Source organism: Marinobacter sp. ATCH36 (assembly GCF_023555055.1).
Classification (GTDB): domain Bacteria; phylum Pseudomonadota; class Gammaproteobacteria; order Pseudomonadales; family Oleiphilaceae; genus Marinobacter.
This window is the reverse complement of record NZ_JAMJPL010000004.1, coordinates 104,834-124,031: the sequence shown is the minus strand read 5'-3', so window position 1 is coordinate 124,031 and position 19,198 is coordinate 104,834. Positions and strand designations below refer to the sequence as shown.

Annotated in this window: 20 protein-coding genes; 18 read left to right on the top strand and 2 right to left on the bottom strand. The window is 58.0% G+C overall.

The genetic code is table 11. The annotated features are described in order from the left end of the window. Positions 1–48 precede the first annotated feature (48 nt). The 15 genes from flhF to M8010_RS13555 all read left to right on the top strand — a co-directional run bounded on the left by flhF (position 49) and on the right by M8010_RS13555 (position 15,295). Positions 49–1,350: a flagellar biosynthesis GTPase FlhF gene (gene flhF, locus M8010_RS13625; protein WP_250092020.1), complete on the top strand. Its 1,302-nt coding sequence runs from the start codon at positions 49–51 to the stop codon at positions 1,348–1,350. Between the two features lie 46 nt (positions 1,351–1,396). Beyond that, entirely contained in the window at positions 1,397–2,209 is an 813-nt protein-coding gene (locus M8010_RS13620) for a MinD/ParA family protein (RefSeq protein ID WP_250092018.1), read from the top strand. Positions 2,210–2,237: 28 nt separating this feature from the next. Next, complete coding sequence (locus tag M8010_RS13615; protein ID WP_250092714.1) at positions 2,238–2,969, top strand: RNA polymerase sigma factor FliA; 732 nt, start codon at positions 2,238–2,240, stop codon at positions 2,967–2,969. 179 nt (positions 2,970–3,148) lie between these two features. Further along, positions 3,149–3,532: a chemotaxis response regulator CheY gene (gene cheY / locus M8010_RS13610; RefSeq protein ID WP_114613228.1), complete on the top strand. Its 384-nt coding sequence runs from the start codon at positions 3,149–3,151 to the stop codon at positions 3,530–3,532. Between the two features lie 21 nt (positions 3,533–3,553). After that, positions 3,554–4,342, top strand: coding sequence for a protein phosphatase CheZ (locus tag M8010_RS13605; protein WP_250092017.1), 789 nt, complete (start codon positions 3,554–3,556; stop codon positions 4,340–4,342). A gap of 17 nt (positions 4,343–4,359) precedes the next feature. Beyond that, positions 4,360–6,417, top strand: a complete 2,058-nt coding sequence (locus tag M8010_RS13600) for a chemotaxis protein CheA (protein WP_250092015.1) — start codon at positions 4,360–4,362, stop codon at positions 6,415–6,417. Positions 6,418–6,452: 35 nt separating this feature from the next. Beyond that, on the top strand, positions 6,453–7,586 hold the full coding sequence (locus M8010_RS13595; RefSeq protein WP_250092013.1) for a protein-glutamate methylesterase/protein-glutamine glutaminase: 1,134 nt from the start codon (positions 6,453–6,455) through the stop codon (positions 7,584–7,586). Next, complete coding sequence (locus tag M8010_RS13590) at positions 7,586–8,323, top strand: flagellar motor protein (protein ID WP_250092011.1); 738 nt, start codon at positions 7,586–7,588, stop codon at positions 8,321–8,323. Before M8010_RS13595 ends, M8010_RS13590 begins: the two co-directional genes overlap by 1 nt. Then, entirely contained in the window at positions 8,320–9,102 is a 783-nt protein-coding gene (gene motD / locus M8010_RS13585) for a flagellar motor protein MotD (protein ID WP_250092009.1), read from the top strand. The genes M8010_RS13590 and motD overlap by 4 nt, the downstream gene beginning before the upstream one ends. A gap of 196 nt (positions 9,103–9,298) precedes the next feature. Then, positions 9,299–10,096: a ParA family protein gene (locus tag M8010_RS13580; protein ID WP_250092007.1), complete on the top strand. Its 798-nt coding sequence runs from the start codon at positions 9,299–9,301 to the stop codon at positions 10,094–10,096. After that, positions 10,089–10,814, top strand: a complete 726-nt coding sequence (locus M8010_RS13575) for a chemotaxis protein CheW (protein ID WP_250092005.1) — start codon at positions 10,089–10,091, stop codon at positions 10,812–10,814. The genes M8010_RS13580 and M8010_RS13575 overlap by 8 nt, the downstream gene beginning before the upstream one ends. 133 nt (positions 10,815–10,947) lie before the next feature. Then, positions 10,948–11,436 carry a chemotaxis protein CheW gene (locus M8010_RS13570; RefSeq protein ID WP_250092003.1) on the top strand — a complete coding sequence of 163 codons (489 nt, stop codon included), beginning with the start codon at positions 10,948–10,950 and terminating at the stop codon, positions 11,434–11,436. Positions 11,437–11,505: 69 nt separating this feature from the next. Continuing rightward, the gene (locus M8010_RS13565) at positions 11,506–11,898 is read left to right on the top strand and encodes a DUF2802 domain-containing protein (RefSeq protein ID WP_250092001.1); all 393 of its coding nucleotides are present in this window, start codon (positions 11,506–11,508) and stop codon (positions 11,896–11,898) included. Between the two features lie 26 nt (positions 11,899–11,924). Beyond that, positions 11,925–14,195 (top strand): ATPase, T2SS/T4P/T4SS family, encoded by a 2,271-nt coding sequence (locus tag M8010_RS13560; RefSeq protein ID WP_250092000.1) that lies wholly within the window; start codon positions 11,925–11,927, stop codon positions 14,193–14,195. Beyond that, positions 14,192–15,295, top strand: coding sequence for an ATP-binding protein (locus M8010_RS13555; protein WP_250091998.1), 1,104 nt, complete (start codon positions 14,192–14,194; stop codon positions 15,293–15,295). Before M8010_RS13560 ends, M8010_RS13555 begins: the two co-directional genes overlap by 4 nt. Here M8010_RS13555 and M8010_RS13550 read toward each other — a convergent pair. Continuing rightward, positions 15,281–15,598, bottom strand: coding sequence for an EscU/YscU/HrcU family type III secretion system export apparatus switch protein (locus M8010_RS13550; protein ID WP_250091996.1), 318 nt, complete (start codon positions 15,596–15,598; stop codon positions 15,281–15,283). The two genes, M8010_RS13555 and M8010_RS13550, sit on opposite strands and share 15 nt — an antisense overlap. Further along, positions 15,595–16,947, bottom strand: coding sequence for a flagellar hook-length control protein FliK (gene fliK / locus M8010_RS13545; RefSeq protein ID WP_250091995.1), 1,353 nt, complete (start codon positions 16,945–16,947; stop codon positions 15,595–15,597). The genes M8010_RS13550 and fliK overlap by 4 nt, the downstream gene beginning before the upstream one ends. Before the next feature lie 130 nt (positions 16,948–17,077). Between fliK and ccmA the strand changes: the two genes are divergently transcribed. From ccmA to M8010_RS13530, 3 genes are read left to right on the top strand one after another with little or no spacing between them, the layout of a single operon-like run. After that, complete coding sequence (ccmA, locus tag M8010_RS13540) at positions 17,078–17,716, top strand: cytochrome c biogenesis heme-transporting ATPase CcmA (protein ID WP_250091993.1); 639 nt, start codon at positions 17,078–17,080, stop codon at positions 17,714–17,716. 52 nt (positions 17,717–17,768) lie between these two features. Beyond that, positions 17,769–18,431 (top strand): heme exporter protein CcmB, encoded by a 663-nt coding sequence (gene ccmB, locus M8010_RS13535; protein ID WP_250092712.1) that lies wholly within the window; start codon positions 17,769–17,771, stop codon positions 18,429–18,431. 22 nt (positions 18,432–18,453) lie between these two features. Beyond that, positions 18,454–19,197 carry a heme ABC transporter permease gene (locus tag M8010_RS13530; protein WP_250091992.1) on the top strand — a complete coding sequence of 248 codons (744 nt, stop codon included), beginning with the start codon at positions 18,454–18,456 and terminating at the stop codon, positions 19,195–19,197. Position 19,198 lies beyond the last annotated feature (1 nt).

The following is a 19,198-nucleotide window of genomic DNA, read 5'->3' as shown; positions in this document are numbered from 1 at the left end:
GGCAAAGCGGAAGGCGTCGGAAAGCGCTGACCGGGAGGAAGAGTCATCATGAAAGTAAAACGGTTTTTTGCTCAGAGTATGGCAGAGGCGCTGCGTCAGGTACGGGACCAGATGGGCCCCGATGCGGTAATTCTGTCCAATCGTCGGGTGGATGGTGGCGTCGAAATTGTGACAGCGCTGGATTATGACGAGAATATGGCGCGCCAGCGATTAGGGGACGCGGCTCAGGAAGCGACCAATGGATCCCGGCTGGCAGAGCTCCAGGCGGAACAGCACCGCCGCCTTGAGGACGAACTTGGCCGGTCCCGGGATCGTATCCGCGAAGTACGGGAGCGGCGTGCTGCTGTCGGATATCGGGCCGGCGGCGGGGATTTCGGCCACGCCAGTCTAGTGGCCAGCGAACTTGATGACGAAGATCTGCAAATCGCGGAAACGGCGGCTCCGACAGCTGATACTGCCGGTTATTCCGGTGAGTTGGCACAGATGCGCGCAGAGATCAGCTCATTGCGTGATCTGGTCAGTGCCCAGCGTGGCGAACCTGACAAGACAGCGGTTAATGCTGTGCAGCAGCGGTTGGCGGAAAAACTGCAGGAATTTGGTCTGGGGCAGGACCTGGCAAACTCCCTTTCCCGTCGTCATCGGGCCGGGCGGCTTGAAGACGGTTGGAAGCAGTCCCTGAAAATGCTGGCGGCCGGTGTCAAGACTGCGCGTACCGAGTGGGCGGAAGAAGGTGGTGTTTATGCCCTGGTTGGGCCGACAGGCTCAGGCAAGACCACCACTATTGGCAAGCTGGCTGCTCACTACGTGCTGCAGCATGGCCCGGATTCACTGGCGCTGGTTACAACTGACCGCTATCGGGTGGCGGCCCACGAGCAGTTGTTCGTGTTCGGGCGCATTCTGAACGTGCCGGTTCGGGTAGTGGATGAGACCCATTCACTGGATGATATACTGGATGAGTTGTCGGACCGTCATCTCGTATTGATAGATACCGCAGGCCTTACCAGTACTGACAAGGGCTACGAGGAGCAACTCACGGAACTGGCACGCAGCCACCACCGGATTCGCACCCATCTGGTGGTTTCTGCAACCAGTCAGCCACGCATCATGAAATCCGTCTGGCATTGCTATAAGATGGCAAATCTCACAGGGTGTGTGATGACAAAGATCGATGAAGCACTGACCCTGGGAGAATCGCTGGGATTTGTCATGGAAACGGGATTGCCGGTGGCCTATTACACCGACGGACAGAAGATCCCGGAAGACCTGCACCACGCCGAGCCCATTCCGCTGGTGCGGCTGGCCGTGGAGAGGCTGAAAAAACTCCAGCAGCAAGAGGCAGTCGCTGTTTAACAACAACACAGCCTGTGGATCAACGTGGCAAGAGATCAGAAACAGTATGAGCAAACCACATCCGGTACAGGTGATTGCGATTTCCGGCGGAAAAGGGGGCGTTGGCAAAAGTAACGTTGCGGTAAACCTTGGCATTGCCCTCTCGCAAAAGGGGCGGCGTGTGGTGCTGCTGGATGCCGATCTTGGCCTTGGCAATATTGATGTATTGCTTGGCATTACCGCCAATCGAAACATCCAGGATGTTATAGCCGGCGAGTGCGATCTGCGTGATGTGCTGGTTGATGGTCCGGGCGGCATCAAGATTGTGCCAGCGTCCTCCGGTACCCAGCGTATGACCCAGCTGTCCTCACTTGAGCATGCAGGACTGATCAACGCCTTCAGTGAGCTGGGCGATCAGATTGACGTACTCATAGTGGATACTGCGGCCGGCATTTCCGATTCCGTAGTCAGCTTCCTGCGAGCTTCCCAGGAGCTGTTGCTGGTTGTGTGTGATGAGCCCACCTCCATTACCGACGCTTACGCCCTGATCAAACTGATGAACCGCGACTATGGCACCAACCGCTTCCGCATTCTGGCAAACCAGGTGCGTAACGAGCAGGAAGGCCGCCATCTTTTTGAAAAACTGACCAGAGTCACCGAGCGGTTCCTGGATGTGGCACTGCAATACGTGGGTATAGTGCCGTATGACGAAGCCGTGAAAAAAGCGGTTCAGCGCCAGCGCGCCGTACTGGATGCCTATCCACGTGCCAAAGCGTCACTGGCCATCAAGAGCCTGGCGGAAAAAGTCGACAGTTGGCCATTACCACAATCGCCCAGAGGGCATCTGGAATTTTTTGTTGAGCGGCTCGTCGAAGTCTGATTTTGATCCTTCACTGAAAGCCGGATACATGACATTGGCGAAAGAACTTGGAATCTACCACCGGACCGGTACACAGGGGCCCTCACAACTTGTCGAGGAGCAGGCGCCGCTGGTCAAGAAAATAGCCCTCCATCTGATGGCCCGGTTACCGGCTTCGGTCCAGCTTGAGGACCTGATGCAGGCCGGAATGATTGGCCTGCTGGAAGCAGCCCAGCGCTACAGCTCCACCAAGGGCGCTACCTTTGAAACTTATGCTGGCATCCGGATCCGCGGTGCCATGGTGGATGAGATCCGCAAGGGGGATTGGGTTCCCCGCTCCGTGCACAGAAACTCCCGCCGAATTGCCAAGGCCATCAAGGCTGTTGAGGATCGTCTGGGCCGTGAAGCCCTGGACTGGGAAGTCGCCGAGGAGCTCGGCATGGGCCTCGATGAATACCACTCCTCACTGAGCGATGCCAACAGCGGCCGACTTTTTAGCCTGGATGAGCTCAATGAATCCGGCGACCTGCCGATAGACGAAGCAGAGGCCAGTGATAATCCACTGGATGGCCTGGCATCGGACAACTTCCGGAAAAATCTCGCCACAGCAATTGGCGATCTGCCAGAACGCGAAAAACTGGTGCTGAGCCTGTATTACCAGGAAGAGCTGAACCTGAAGGAAATTGGTGCTGTGCTGGGTGTCAGTGAAAGCCGGGTGAGCCAGATCCACAGCCAGGCCGCACTTCGTTTGCGGGGACGGCTCTCCGACTGGCAGCAATGAGCCCTGTCGCACCACAGCCATTCTGCAGCGTTGCAAAGCATTCTTTACTGTAGCCTTTTGGTAACCGGTGCTTTACAACCGGGCCAAAGGCAACACAATAAGCGGTAAATCTGCCGGCTTGCTGGACTGAGAGCCGGAAGCCAAATATGAATTCCGGGCGTTTTATACTGGAGGTCCCATTGGACAAGAATATGAAAATCCTGATCGTGGATGACTTCTCCACCATGCGACGGATCATCAAGAACCTGCTTCGCGATCTGGGCTTTACCAATACCGATGAAGCGGACGATGGCAATACCGCATTGCCAATGCTTCGAAGCGGTAAATACGATTTTCTCGTCACTGACTGGAACATGCCGGGCATGTCCGGGCTGGATCTTCTCAAGGAAGTCAGGGCTGATGAGAACCTCAAGACTCTGCCTGTGCTCATGGTAACCGCGGAAGCCAAACGGGATCAGATAGTGGCAGCGGCGCAGGCCGGGGTGAATGGCTACGTGGTCAAACCGTTCACCGCCGCGGTACTCAAGGAGAAGATTGAGAAAATCTTCGAGCGAATCCAGTAAGCAGAGGTCGGACGGGCTCCCATGAGCGAAAGTGACAAGAACCAACAGGGCCTCGACCCGGAGATTACGGAAAAGCTCCGCAGTCAGGCCGCTGAACTGGTTGAACAGGTCAATGCCGGAGAGTATGCCCGTGCCATGACCCTGATCAATGAACTCAGCGAAGTAAGGGATCAGAGTCTGTACCGCGAAGTAGGCCGGTTGACTCGTAGCCTCCATGAGGCAATTCGCAATTTCCAGATTGATCCGCGTAATGCTGAACAGTCAGAGGTGTTGTCAAAAATGACCGACGCCTCAGACCGCCTGGAATACGTGGTTCAGATGACAGGGCAGGCGGCTAACCGGACCATGGATCTGGTAGAAGAAGCCATGCCCCGGGCCAGCGCCATCCGGGATGAAGCGGCGGAGCTGAGGGATGAATGGCAGCGGCTGCGCCGTCGTGAGATGGCACCGGCGGAATTCCGCGAACTGTATGCCCGGATTGACACCTTTTTTGTCAGCCTCAATACCGACGCCGGTGCCATGTACGAGAACCTGTCGGAAATTCTGCTGGCGCAGGATTACCAGGATCTCACCGGCCAGGTTATCCAGAAAGTCACCACACTGGTCAAGGAGGTGGAGGAACATCTGCTGAGCCTGGTAGTGATGGCCAGCCATGTGGACCAGATGACCGGTACCGTGCACGAACTGGATGAGAAGGAAAAAGTGTCGGCGGAGCAGGGTGTCGGCCCGCAGATAAAGGCCGAAGAGCGCGAAGATGTTGTATCGGGCCAGGACGATGTTGATGATCTTCTGTCCAGTCTCGGTTTCTGAGGAAAAGAGGGTAACCCATGGCGTTTGATGCCGACGAAGAGATCCTGCAGGACTTCCTTGTGGAAGCAGGCGAGATACTCGAAAAGCTGTCCGAGCAACTGGTCGACCTGGAGCAACATCCGGACGACAGTGATCTGCTCAACGCCATTTTCCGTGGCTTTCACACTGTAAAAGGCGGTGCCGGATTCCTTCAGCTGGATGCCCTGGTTCGTTGTTGCCATTCCGCAGAGAACGTGTTCGATATTCTGCGCAATCACAAGCGCAAGGTAGACTCGGAACTGATGGACGTAGTGCTGGAAGCGTTGGACCATGTCAACGCCATGTTCGAGCAGGTTCGTCACCATGAAGAATTGACTCCCGCTCCCGACGAACTGATTGCTGCCCTGGATGCACTGGCGAAACCTGCGGGAGAAGCCCCGGCAGCGGAGAAACCGACTGAGCAGGAAGAATCGGCGACAGCGGCAAGCCCAGCGGACAACGGTGACATCACCGACGATGAATTCGAGCAATTGCTGGACGCCCTGGACGATGACAAAAGCAGTTCTCCGGCCACACCCGCGAGCGATAGCCAGTCCAACGGCGGCGATGACGAAATCTCCGATGACGAATTCGAAGCATTGCTGGATCAGCTTCATGGCAAGGGCCAGTTCGCCGGTCCGCCAGAGTCCGTCAAGGCTGACGATTCAACGCCGAAAGAGTCTGACCAAACCGGCGTAGGTGGCGCAGATGACCTGATTTCCGACGACGAGTTTGAAAAACTGCTGGACGATCTGCATGGCAAGGGCGGTAGCCCGACGGCAGAAACCTCAAACGCCTCTCCGGCGCCTGCAGACAAAAAGCCGCAGGCAGAGGGCAAGGGCGGTTCTACGTCCGCAGCTCCTGCGATGCCGTCCAGGGATACCAACGCACCAGTGGCGGAAACCTCGGTACGGGTCGACACCAAACGGCTTGATGACATCATGAACATGGTGGGTGAGCTGGTACTTGTGCGTAACCGGCTGCAGCGCCTGGGAGCCCAGAGCGAAGACGAGCATATGCACAAAGCCGTCTCGAATCTGGATGTCGTCACCACGGACCTCCAGTCTGCGGTGATGGCAACGCGAATGCAGCCGATCAAGAAAGTGTTTGGCCGCTTCCCACGGGTGGTTCGTGATCTGGCGCGTAATCTCAAGAAGGAGATCAACCTTGAGATGCACGGCGAAGATACCGATCTGGACAAGAATCTCGTAGAGGCATTGTCTGATCCGCTGGTTCACCTGGTGCGCAACTCAGTTGACCATGGCATTGAAACACCGGATGTCCGTGAAAAAGCGGGCAAACCCCGCCAGGGCACAGTGATTCTGTCCGCAGAGCAGGAGGGTGACCACATCCTGTTGTCCATAGAGGATGACGGCGCGGGGATGGACCCGGATGTGCTGCGGCGCAAAGCGGTCGAGAAAGGCATCTATGAACAGGATGCCGCGGACCGGTTGACCAACGCGGAATGCTACAACCTGATTTTCGCCGCTGGTTTTTCCACCAAGGACCAGATATCGGACGTGTCCGGCCGCGGCGTTGGCATGGATGTGGTCAAGACCAAGATCGGCCAGCTTAACGGCCAGCTGAGCGTGGAGTCGGAGCTGGGTAAAGGCTCGCGCATCATCATCAAGGTGCCACTGACTCTCGCCATCATGCCCACGCTGATGATCATGCTTGGCGACCAGTCCTTCGCCTTGCCGCTGGTCAACGTGGTCGAGATTTTCCACCTGGATCTGAGCAAAAAGAATATCGTTGACGGCCGCGAGTGTATCGTGGTCCGTGACAAGGTCTTCCCGCTGTTCCACATCAAGCGCTGGCTGGTGAAAGGTGCGGCAGGAGAACCGGAGCCGGAAAATGCCCATGTGGTGATCGTCGCTATGGGCACCCGCCGCGTCGGCTTCGTCGTTGATCAGTTGATTGGCCAGGAAGAAGTAGTGATCAAGCCTCTGGGCCGGGCCCTGCAGGGAACACCCGGTATGGCGGGTGCAACGATCACTGGTGACGGCCGTATAGCACTCATAATTGACGTTCCAAGCCTGCTGCAGAACTACGGTTGACAGCTTTTCGGCGGGCCCGGGTTTAGGAGAAATGGATGACGGTTTCTGTCCTGGTCGTTGATGATTCAGGGTTCTTCCGCAAGCGACTGACGGAAATCCTGACCGCTTCCGGTCAGATCAAAGTGGTCGGCGCTGCCACAAACGGCCGTGAAGGTGTTGAGCTTGCGGATAAGCTGCGGCCCGACGTCATCACCATGGATTACGAAATGCCGGTGATGGACGGTATTTCCGCTGTCCGCGAGATCATGAAGCGGCACCCCGTTCCGGTGCTGATGTTTTCTTCCCTAACCTATGAGGGTGCCCGGGTTACCCTGGATGCGCTTGAAGCGGGCGCTGTCGATTTTCTGCCGAAGAATTTCGAGGAAATAGCCAGAGACTCAAGCCAACTGCAGAAGATTCTGATCGATCGCATAATGGATGTGGCGGGCAGCCGGCCGGGGGCAAAATCCGCTCCTTCCCCAGCAGCGGCTCCGGTAACGCGACCCGCCCCGGAAAAACGCCCAACGCCTGTAAGCCCTCGCACGGACCGTGAAACACCACGGCCAGCACCGGAGCAAAAAGCGCCCGCCCGACACACCGTTCGCCGTGGGTCTGCCAAGCACTACAGTGTGGTTGCTATCGGCACTTCTACCGGTGGCCCGGTTGCACTTCAGCGGGTTTTAACTGCACTGCCGGCGGGATTTCCCGCGCCGCTGGTGCTGATTCAGCACATGCCTGCAAGCTTCACTCCCGCATTTGCCGAACGCTTGAACAAGCTTTGCCAGATTGAGGTTCGCCAGGCTGCTGATGGCGACATCCTGAAACCGGGGCTGGCCCTGTTGGCCCCCGGCGGCAAGCAGATGATGATTGAAAACCGGGGCGGTAAGGGCAGGATACGGATACTGCCCGGTGATGACCGCCTTAACTACAAGCCGTGTGCAGACGTCACCTTTGGTTCGCTGGCACGCAGTTTTCCGGGCAAGACGCTGGGCGTGATACTTACCGGAATGGGAGCGGATGGCAAGGAAGGCTGCCGGCTGATGAAACAGAGTGGCTCCGATATCTGGTCCCAGGATGAGAAAACGTCGGTGATCTATGGCATGCCCATGGCTGTGGCCAAGGCCGGCCTGACGGACGAGGTCCTTGCCCTCGAAGACATTGGTCCCCGCCTGGCTGAAGGGGTGATCTGATGGATATTCTCAGCCTGCTGGGCGTTATTCTGGCATTCGTCGCCATCCTTGGCGGGAATCTGCTGGAAGGGGGCGCGATCAGTTCCCTGTTTAACGGCCCGGCGGCGTTGATTGTTATTGGCGGAACGCTCGCAGCGACCATCCTTCAGACTTCCTGGCCACTGTTAAAAAGGGCTTGTTCGCAGGCACGTTGGGTGTTTTTTCCACCCTACGTCAGTCTGGAAGATGGTATTGGCAAGGTCATTGATTGGAGTGTGAAAGCCCGCAAACAAGGACTTTTGGGGCTGGAAGGACTGGCTGAGAAAGAATCTGAACGGTTTGCCCGCAAGGGGCTGCAGCTGCTGGTTGATGGTGCTGAAACGGAAACCATCCGCAGCATCATGGAGGTGGATCTGGAATCCCGGGAACAGAGGGACCTGGAATCCGCCCGGGTATTCGAGGCCATGGGAGGCTATTCACCCACCATTGGCATTATTGGCGCGGTGATGGGGCTGATCCAGGTGATGACCAACCTCGAGGACCCCCAGTCCCTCGGTAGCGGCATTGCGACTGCTTTCGTCGCCACTATCTATGGTGTGGCACTGGCCAACCTGCTGTTCTTTCCGGTTGCCAACAAATTGCGGGGCATCCTCCGGGAGCGCACCCGATATGAGGACATGATGATTGACGGGATTATTGCCATCGCTGAAGGCGAAAATCCCAAATCCATTGAACTGCGGCTTCGGGGCTTCTTGTGAGACGTCGCAGACGCCAGGACGATGATCTCCACAACAAGGAACGCTGGCTGATTTCCTACGCTGACTTCATCACCCTGCTATTCGCATTTTTCGTGGTGATGTATTCCGTATCCTCGGTTAATGAGGGCAAGTACAAAGTGTTGTCGGAAACTCTGACCGGTGTCTTCAACGCGCCCCAGCGCTCATTCCAGCCCATCGAAGTAGGCGACCAGCCCCGCCGTTCAATACCCCAGGCGGCTGAGGATGTCATTGATCCCCCGGTCACCGAAGCCCCTCAGAACCCGTCGATGAGTGAGCAGGGCCGCACAGAAGCACTTCGTGCCATGGCGGACCAGCTTGCCCTGGAATTTGACGAGCTGATCAACCAGGGGGTGGTAACGCTGGAAACCAGCGATGACTGGCTGGAGTTGAGTCTGCGTAACAGCCTGCTGTTTGCCACCGGTGATGCGGAGCCCCATTACGATGCTTTCGAGGTGGTGGAAAAAATCGCCGGTGTGCTGCGCAATCGCGACAATGCCATCCGCGTAGAAGGCTTTACCGACAATCTCCCGATACGGACCAATGCCTTTCCCTCCAACTGGGAGCTTTCGGCTGCCAGGGCTGCGGCAGTCGTGCGTATGTTGTCGATGGAGGGGGTTGAATCCGAACGGATGGCGGCCGTGGGCTACGGCGAGTACCAGCCTGTGGCCCGTAACGATACCGAAGAGGGCCGCCGCCGCAACCGCCGCGTGGTTCTGCTGATTTCCAGGGACGCCAGCATCCGCGGTGCCATGAGATAAGCACTTTGCAGTCAGCGACTTGCCCGATGCTGAGGAAGGTCCTTATAGGCAAGTTGGCATAATATCTGTATTAACTCCCGTACATCATTAATGCCGGCAATCCCTTGCCGAATTGTTTTCAAGTTGAGCGGATGACGGCCGATAACTCCCTACGGTTTCCGGCGTTTCCGGAGCAGATATTTCTGGAGAATGCAGCGTGCGAATCTGGGCAGTAGCCAATCAAAAAGGCGGAGTGGGTAAAACCACGTCGGTTGTGGCGTTGGGTGGTCTGCTGGCCGAAAATGGCAAGCGCGTTCTCGTGGTGGATCTGGATCCTCATGGCTCACTTACCAGCTGGTTCGGGTATGACCCGGACACCATCGCCCACAGTGTGTTTGATCTTTTCCAGCATCAGGGTAAGGTACCTGATGGCTTGCCTGCCCAGTTGATCACGGAAACCAGCTGCCCGGGGTTGTCACTGCTGCCGGCCAGCACCGCGCTGGCAACCCTGGAACGGCGAATGGTGGGAGTCGAAGGCATGGGGCTGATTATTTCCCGCGCACTGGCCCAGTTGTGGGATGACTTCGACTACGTTCTGCTGGATAACACGCCGTCTCTGGGAGTGCTGATGGTGAATGCACTTGCCGCCGCGCAGCACCTGATTATTCCGGTACAGACCGAGTTTCTCGCCATCAAGGGTCTGGAGCGGATGCTGCACACGCTCAAGATGATTATGCGATCCCAGAAAAATCAGCTTTCTTACACCATTGTGCCAACCCTGTTTGACCGGCGTACCCAGGCCTCGGTAAAGAGCCTTAATCAGTTGCGAAAAAGTCACGCCGATGCTCTCTGGCGTTTCGCCATTCCCGTGGATACCAAGTTCCGCGATGCCAGCCAGGCTGGAGTCACACCCTCATCACTGGAAGCGGAGACTCACGGTGTCAGAGCCTATGTTCGTCTGTTAAGTGACTTGCAGGACATCACCGGTTCAGTGGCGGAGCGCCGGCATGCCTGACAAGAAATTGACGCAGGTGGCGGACCCGTCGTCAGCCATTGCCAGTTATCTGGACGAATTGCTGCATACGGCAACGGACACCGCGCGACAGCAAGAGCCTGAACCGCCGAAACCGGTGGCTCGCGAGCGTACCCGTGTGGCGCCCCGGCCTGCCCCTGTCGCTAAAAAAGCGCCAGAAGTTGCGCCGCCGCCGATTAAGGAGCAGAAGGTCGCAGATATTCCGTCGCCACCGGAGGCGGAACCACCGGGGCGGCCCGAATGGTCGGACAAACCCTTCGAGTGCCTTATCTTTTCGGTCGCGGGGCTCCAGCTCGCGGTGCCATTGATTCTGCTGGGCGCCATTCACCGCATCGAGGAGCCAGTGAAACCGATTCCCGGCAGCCCCCGTTGGTATATGGGCATGCGACCGGACCGGGATCATAACCTACGGGTGGTGGACACTGCAGAGTGGATCATGGCGGGCCGTACGCCGGCCAATGCCAGGGATAACTACCGGTTTGTTATCCGGCTGGACAGCAGTGAGTGGGGTCTGGCCTGTGACGGCGTGGCCCAGTCCTTTACCCTGAAACCGGATGAGGTGCGCTGGCGAACGGCGCGCAGCAAGCGGCCCTGGCTGGCGGGTACGGTGATTGATCACATGTGCGCGCTGATTGATGTAAAAACCATGGCGGACTTGCTGGTGCGGGCCGAGCGCGAACATCACCTCGATCTGAGCTAGCAACCGTCGGTTACTGAATGAAACCGTGCGATGCTGGCACGGTTTGTGCCCTTGAATATAGTATTGGGGCACTGATGATGAATTTTTGACGATCAGGTTGCCCGCAGGGGCGGCCCACAGGAGATACAAGGCTATGGCATCCCCAAGCGGACAGAAAAATCAGGCCCAGGATGATCAGGTACTGCAGTACGTAACCTTCAGGCTGGATGACGAAACCTATGGCATTGATGTCATGCAGATCCAGGAAGTATTGCGGTATACCGAAATCGCGCCGGTTCCGGGTGCTCCGGATTATGTTCTGGGCATCATCAACCTGCGGGGCAACGTGGTCACGGTAATCGATACCCGTCGTCGCTTTGGTCTGGCGGATGCGGAGGTCACCGACTCAACACGTATTGTGGTGATGGAGTCGTCCAACCAGGTTATGGGCATTCTGGTGGATTCCGTGGCCGAGGTCGTGTACCTGAAAGCCAGTGAAATAGAAACTGCACCCAATGTGGGGAACGAGGAAAGTGCCAAGTTTATCCAGGGTGTGTGTAACAAGAACGGCGAGCTGATCATACTGGTCGAGTTCGACAAGATGTTGTCAGACCACGAATGGGCTGAAGTCTCCGCACTGTAGCGCCGGTTTTGTTGCCGGCTGGCAGGCAGGATGGAAGCCCCGTGGAACAATCAACCGAGGACGTCCATCATGTTTGCAGATATCTCTTCCCTGGCTCCGTGGCTTTTGACCACCTGCGCACTGGGCCTGCTATTTGTACAGGGTCTGCTTTTGCGCCGTGAAAACCGAAAGCTGAAAGCGCAAATCAAGGAGCGATGCGAGATCCTGGGCCGGGAGCTTCATGCGACCGCCAGCGGCAGTATGGGGGTAGGCCAGCGGGTAGTGACCTGTGAGCGCCAGCTTCATGAGCTGCGGGGCATGCTCGACGAAATGCGCCAGAACGACCCCCTCAGAATATCTTACGATGAAGCCTCAAGACTGGTTGATCTTGGTGCCGATATCGAAGATCTTATGGATACGTGCGGAATTTCACGTCCCGAGGCCGAGCTGGTGTCAGCACTCAGAAAACGTCAGGCGGCCTGATACCATGCTGTTACGGACGCTGTTGAATGAAGAGAGTTTACGCGAGGGCCGTTGAGGCCCTCAGGTCTGTATCCCGCCATGATTTCGTTGCCGGTTCCGATCTGATCCCATCCATAACCGGCCATTCCATTCCCCGCGAAGAAACCGTCAGGCACATCCTTTCCCTGATGCCCGAAGTCGAACCGGACCAGGTGGTGATGCATGTGGGCGGTGGCTCCGGCTACCTCGCTGCGGTGCTCTCGGAACTGGCACACCGGGTAATATACCTGGAGAAGAATCCGGCGGTCGCAGACGCTGCCAGGCAGCGCTTTTTCCGGCTTGGCATGCACAATGTGGATGTGGTGGTCGCAGGCGTTGAAGACGCGCCTGAACCTGACCAGCCCTGTGACCTGGTTCTGTGTACTACATTTGTCAGCAAGTGGGGCACCATGGCCCGTTTTCTGCGGGAAGGTGGCAGGTTGATCAGCCTGGAAGGTCGTGCCGGCCCCGTGCCAAGCTTGGCGATGTTTGTGCGCCGGCAAACGGATCTGGAACGGGTTCGCACCCTGGGTTGGGTGGATTTTAACCGCAATGTCGAGCAGATCCTGATTGACCAGGGTGTTGTGGATGACAAAATCCTGGCGGAGGCAAAAGCCGAGGCCGCCAAGCAGAATGGCCGATTGCTGGAGGTGCTCCGGCGCAAACTGAATCTTGAGGAGATCGACCTCTACCGCTCCCTCGCCCGGCAGCGGGGCATGGATTTCAAAGAGGCCGATGATGTTCTCCCCAACCTCCATCCGGCACTGTTCCGGCGCTTTTCCCGGACCTTTCTGGACCTGTCGCGCCTGGTCCCGATTACCGAGGATGACGGTAAAATTACGGTTGTAACCGACGATCCGGATGCAAGGACTGACCAGCTCGAGCGTCTCTCCCCAAATCAGGAGATCGATTGCCTGTTGGTCACGCCGACTGATTTCCGTCGGATCTGGTCCGCTCTGGATCTTACTGCCAAGGGGTGCAGCTTTGTCGCTGATCACAGTGCCGGTGCGGATGACAAGCCCAACACTGACCAGCTCAGGGGTGATGACGCCAACAACAGGCATGTAAGCCCGTACCTGGTGTCAGTGTACGAAGCCATTCTGATGGATGCTGTCAGCGAAAAGGCCAGTGATATCCACATAGAGCAGTATCAGGACCGGGTCCGCATCCGCCTCAGGGTAGACGGTGATCTTCACGACCTGCCCCAGTACCAGCTGTCACCCCGGGAAATTAAAGGGGTGATCAACGTGATCAAGCTCAGGGCCGAGCTGAATATTGCCGAGCACAGGCTGCCCCAGGGTGGACGCTCACGCCTGCAACTGGGTGACATGGCCTACGATCTGCGTATCCAGACCCAGCCTTCGCTTCACGGCGAGCACGCTATCATCCGGCTGTTGCCGCAGACCGGGCGTGCAATGACCATTGCCGAGCTCGGCATGTCGCCGATGATTGGTGCCAGGTACCAGCGCCTGCTGGATAACCCTGCCGGCCTGGTGCTGGTTGTCGGGCCGACCGGTTCCGGGAAATCGACCACACTCTACGCCGGATTACAGACTCTGGCTGACGATGGGCGCCGAAAGGTCATTACCGTTGAGGATCCGATCGAGTATTCCATTGACAACATCCAGCAAACCCGGGTGCGGGCCCGGATCGGATTTGGCTTTGCTGATGCCATGAGGGCGTTTGTGCGCGAGGATCCGGACGTCATCCTAGTTGGTGAAATCCGCGATCAGGAGACGGCGATGGAGGCGATTCGGGCCTCCCAGACGGGCCATGTGGTGCTGTCGACACTGCACTGCAATGATGCCGTGGATTCGCTGCAGCGTCTGTACGACCTGGGTGTTCACCCCAACTCGATTGCCGGAGAGCTGCTGGCGGTCATCGCCCAGCGTCTTGCCAAACGTATCTGCAAGCACTGTCGAACACCGGCGAAACCGGACGTGGCCATTCTGTCCGAGGTGTTTCCGGACGGCCCGCCGGCAGACTTCCGGTGTTTCGGGGGCACCGGCTGTGACAAATGCAACGGACGAGGTACCCGCGGTAGGGTGGCGATCGTGGAATATATGGAAGTGGATTCCGACATCCGTAATGCCATTTCCAGTCAGCCGCCGATAGGCGAGCTGCGGTGGCGGGCCCTGGATGCTGGTCTGATAACCATGCGAGACAGCGCGCTGGACCTTGTTATTGAAGGCATTATCCCGCTTTCGGAGCTGCCACGTATCCTCCCGCAGGAGCGTATGGCGCCAGAAATCCGTGGTGGCCGCAGGAGCCAGGTATGAGCAGCAGTAATCAGGCATGCAAAGCCGCCCAGCGCGAGCCGGCAGAAGAAGTTTACGCCGAAGAGCTGGTTAAGCTGAAAGGCATGGACCATGGGCCTGTTCCTCCTGGCTGGCAGATGTCCCCCCGTGCGGTGGAAAAATTTGTACTGGGGGACGAGAAGCTCGGCATTGAACAGAAATTCGTCGCCGACCGGGCGATGGTTGTGCGGATTATCATATCGCTGTGTACCAGTCGCGGATGCCTTCTGGTCGGCGAACCCGGCACGGCCAAGTCATGGTTGTCGGAACTGTTGTCAGCGGCTATTTCCGGCAGTTCAACCCTGACACTCCAGGGCGGGGCGGTGAGCCAGGTCGGACAGCTTCTGTACAGCTGGAACGAGTCGGTTCTGCGTGCCGAAGGGCCGTGCCTGAAGGCGCTGGTGCCAAGCCCCCTGCTGCGAGGCATGATGGAAGGGCGCATGGTTCGTTTCGAGGAAATTGCCCGCTGCCCGCAGGCGCTGCAGGATGCTCTGCTGTCTGTGCTTTCAGACCGAGTGGTTGTGATTCCGGAGCTGGCCGGCGAGGAAGGGGTGATACTGGCCCGGGAAGGCTTCAACGTGATTGCGACCTCCAACAGCATCGACGAAGGTGTAAACCGGATGAGCGCTGCACTGAAACGGCGGATGGACTTCGAGGAAATCCGCCCGATCCGCAACCTGTCGGATGAAATGGGCGTGGTTCTCCGGGAGGTCCGCAAGGCCAACAACCGGGCCGGTATCAACGTGGAACCGGATGAATCGGTGGTCGAGATCCTGGTAACCATGTTCCACGAACTCCGCAACGGGCAGACCCTGGATGGCCGAAGTACTGACCGGCTCGCGGGTTCCGCACTGTCGACGGCGGAAGCAGTGTCCGTAGCCCATGCGGCCAGCCTGAATGCCTGGTATTACGGCGGTGGCGCCATGACGGTGGAGCAGCTGATGCACCATATTATCGGTTCGGCGCTCAAGGACCAGCCGGAGGACCGGCGGCGACTGAAACACTATTTCGACACAGCCGTAGCACCGCGGCGTGGTGAGCACTGGCAGCAGGTATGGGCGCTGCGCTCACTGATCCATTGAGGTATCCCCGGCGCCTGGCTTGCGGTCGCCGGGCGTAAGCCCGCGGATGTGGAATGCAAATGCCAGAATCTCGGCGATAACCCGGTACAGAGACTCCGGGATTTCCTCGTTCAGCGAAAGCCTGGCCAGGATGCTGGCGAGTTCCGCATTCTCATAAAGCGGCACGTCGTGTTCGCGGGCAATGCGGATGATTTCCTCGGCCAGTTCGTGGGTGCCGGTCGCACTGATAGTAGGGGCCGTTTCACCATCGTATTTAAGTGCCACGGCTGCTCGATTGTCCCGGTGCTGTCTGTCTGCTGTCATGCTCGTGTATCCACCAGTCTGTGTTCAAGTCGGGTAACACTGCTCTGGGGCGTTCCGCGGCGACATTCCAGCTCGGTTACCTCCAGGCCAAGGTCAGACAGGCTTTGCCGCAAGGCGGGGAGTTCCTGGTTCACGGTGCGCAAGGTGGCCTGTTTTTCCGCCCATACCCGGGCGCTGACCGCCTGTTGGCGCAAGGCAATATCAAAGTGCAGTGGCCCCGCCTCATCCAGGTCCATGGCCAGCGACAGCCGCCATTCGGTTGATGCCGATGGGGAGGTGTTCCTTTGTGATTCCTGCTCTTCCGGATACTGTTCGATTCTGAGTTGTGCAAGCCTGGGCTCATTCTGGGGCGTCAGCCATGGCAGGTCCAGAAGCAGGGTCGAGGCCGGTGCTGCCGTATCACCTCCCCCCCGGGTAGTCAGAACCTGGCTGTGTAACTGATTGACCGTAATACGGTTAAGCATCCCCGCCAGCAAACGCAGCATCTGCCCGACGCTGGGAGGCTCGCCATCGTTCCGGGCCACCGGCGCAGTCAGAGGCTGTGGAAACTGCAGGGGGGGCTGCATCAGCTCCGGGGTTGATATGGGCGTCAGCCGGTTGAACTGCTCGGGGGTACTGCCCTGATTCGCAAGCAGTGCCGTAATGACTCTTCCCAGGGCCAGCTTAAGGTCCGGAAGCTGGGGGGAAGGACTCTGGACCAGGCGTGACTCGGCAAACAACCCGCTCTCCGAAAGCCACTGTCGTACCTGTTGGATTGAAGTCGCCTGATTGCCGGAGCCGGGCGCCAGCTGGCTTCCGGAAGGCAGCCTGGCCACCAGCTGCTCAATGGCCTGCCTGGCAGCTTCCGGGAGCGGCTGTGCCGGCCTTGACGACGGCAGCTGGCCGGGCAGTGGGTCTTGCTTCACGCCCTGAGTCAGCGCCGCCACAAGCTTCGCCAGGCCGGCATCAATGGACTGTTGCCATGGCAGGCGTTGGGCCAGCGCCCGCGCAATACCGGCTTCCGGAGCCTGCGCAAGTTTGCCCATCAGTTGCAACTCGTTGCCTGCGCGCATCACCTTGACCCAATCACCGGTTTCCAGCGCTGTATCTCCAATGGCAGCCTGAACAGTCAGCGACTGGCCGCGGATATCCAGCAATAACTGCGCGCCGGCGGATGACTGGCGGTTGATCACTTCCGCCACCCGTGCCAGTGTGGCTTCCCGGTTGGCGAGCTTGAGTTGATCAAGCTGTACCCTCGCGGAGGCGGCGTCCGGCGTTGCCAAGGATCGCTCCCCCGACGGCCTGGAAGGGGCCGGCACAGGCGCTTCTGTTTTAGGGGGTGTTGCGGGGGTGCCGTTTGGTAATTTCATTGTCACTGTTTTGATGTCAGACAAGAGTATTCCCGGGACGCTTTCGTTATAATACGCCCGGTTGGCAAGTATTGCCGTTCTAAACGCCTGAACCCGCCGGGTCAGTAAAGTTCATAGCCCTGGGGCCCCGATGTCTGAGCCGTTACTACAGGCTGTCAATCTTGAATGTGAGCGTGATGACCGGGTACTGTTCCGGGACCTCTCATTTTCCATACTGCCCGGTACTCTGATCCGTGTCGAGGGCCCTAACGGTTCCGGTAAAACCACGTTGTTGCGAATTCTGGCGGGGCTGAACGACAGTTACAGTGGTGATCTGCTCTGGCGGGGTCAAAGACGTGACGGGTACCGGGAAGATTTCCTTCGCAATATGCTCTATCTCGGACACCGTCCTGGTATCAAGCCACTGCTGACTCCCATTGAAAATCTCCGGGCCTTGATGGCCGGTCGCCGGTCAGTGCCAGACAAGGTGCTCTGGCAGGCACTGGAAGGTACCGGGCTTGGTGGATTTCAGGCGGTGCCGTGCCACAGCCTTTCCGCTGGCCAGCAGCGCCGGGTTGCCCTGGCCAGACTGCTGATAGCTGATGAGCCCCTGTGGATACTGGATGAAGTGTTCACCGCGATTGATATTCACGGGGTCGCTGCTCTGGAGAAACTGCTGATAGAAAGGGTGGAGAATGGCGGTGCTATCGTCGTTACAACGCACCACGATTTGCGCCTGCCCGCAATGCAAAGGGTGACTCTGGGTGGAGGCGACGGCTATGACCGCTGAATTCACCGTTAATCTGCGCTCTCCCGATGTGTCAGTGGGCACGGCAACGGCCATGAAGGCAGTCTTTGTCCGGGATTTGAAAATTGCGCTCCGCCAGCCTCAGGACTTGCTTAATCCGTTACTGTTTTTCGTGATGGTGGTAACTCTTTTTCCCCTCGGGGTTAGCCCGGAAGTGTCATTCCTTGAGCAGGCCGGCAGCGGTATCCTGTGGGTGGCGGCATTATTGTCAGTGCTTCTGTCGCTGGACCATCTTTACCGGCATGATTTTGATGATGGCACGCTGGAGCAACTGGTGCTTCAGCCCCAACCACTGTTCCTGCTGGTATTGGCCAAATCCATGGCGCACTGGGTGCTGACGGGGCTGCCACTGGTTCTGCTGGCGCCGGTTCTTGGAGTAATGGTGCACCTGCAGGGGAACTCTGTTGCGGTTTTGTGTCTAACGCTGCTCATCGGAACACCCGTGCTCAGCCTGATAGGTTCCATCGGGGCGGCGTTAACGCTGGGTTTGCGGGCGGCGGGTGTGTTGTTGTCGTTATTGATCATTCCGCTGTACATTCCCGTGCTGATTTTTGGTACCGGTACGGTGATGGCTGCCTCTGAGGGGGCGCCGGTGGCAGGACAGCTGGCACTGATGGGGGCGTTTCTGGTTCTGGCTCTGACGCTGGCGCCCTTCGCGTCGGCAGCCGCTTTACGAATCAGTCTGTCCAACAGTTAAAAGGTAGAAGGGTAGCAACCTGATGTGGCAAATCTTTCATAAGCTGGGCTCGCCGAAGTGGTTCTTCGGTATTGCGTCGACATTGATGCCCTGGCTGCTTTGGGTTGGCTTGGCGCTGATGGTGGCGGGTATCGGCTGGGGGTTGGCGTTTGCGCCTCAGGATTACCTGCAGGGCAACAGCTATCGCATTATTTTTATCCACGTGCCCTCGGCATTTCTGGCCCAGTCTGTCTACATGATGATGGCGGTAGCTGGGCTGGTGACCCTGGTATGGCGAATGAAACTGGCGGATGTGTTCGTCAAAGCCGTCGCCCCGGTAGGGGCTGTCCTCACGTTCCTGGCCCTGTTTACGGGCGCGGTCTGGGGTAAACCGACATGGGGTACCTGGTGGATATGGGATGCCCGGCTCACCTCCATGCTGATCCTGTTGTTTCTGTATTTCGGTGTGATAGCTTTGGGCGCAGCCATATCCGATGAGAAGTCCTCAGCTCGGGCGGTTGCAGTTCTGGTTCTGGTGGGCGTAGTGAATATACCTATCATCAAATACTCCGTGGAATGGTGGAATACACTTCATCAGCCCGCCACCTTCAAACTGACGGAAAAGCCCAGCATGCCCGCTGAAATGTGGGTGCCACTATTACTCTCGGTTCTGGGGCTATACCTGATTTTTGGCTGGCTGACCTGTTTGCGGATGCAGACCGAGATCCTGGTGCGGGAAGGCCGCACCCGCTGGGTAAAAGAACTGGTTCAGGCAGGGGGAAACTGAT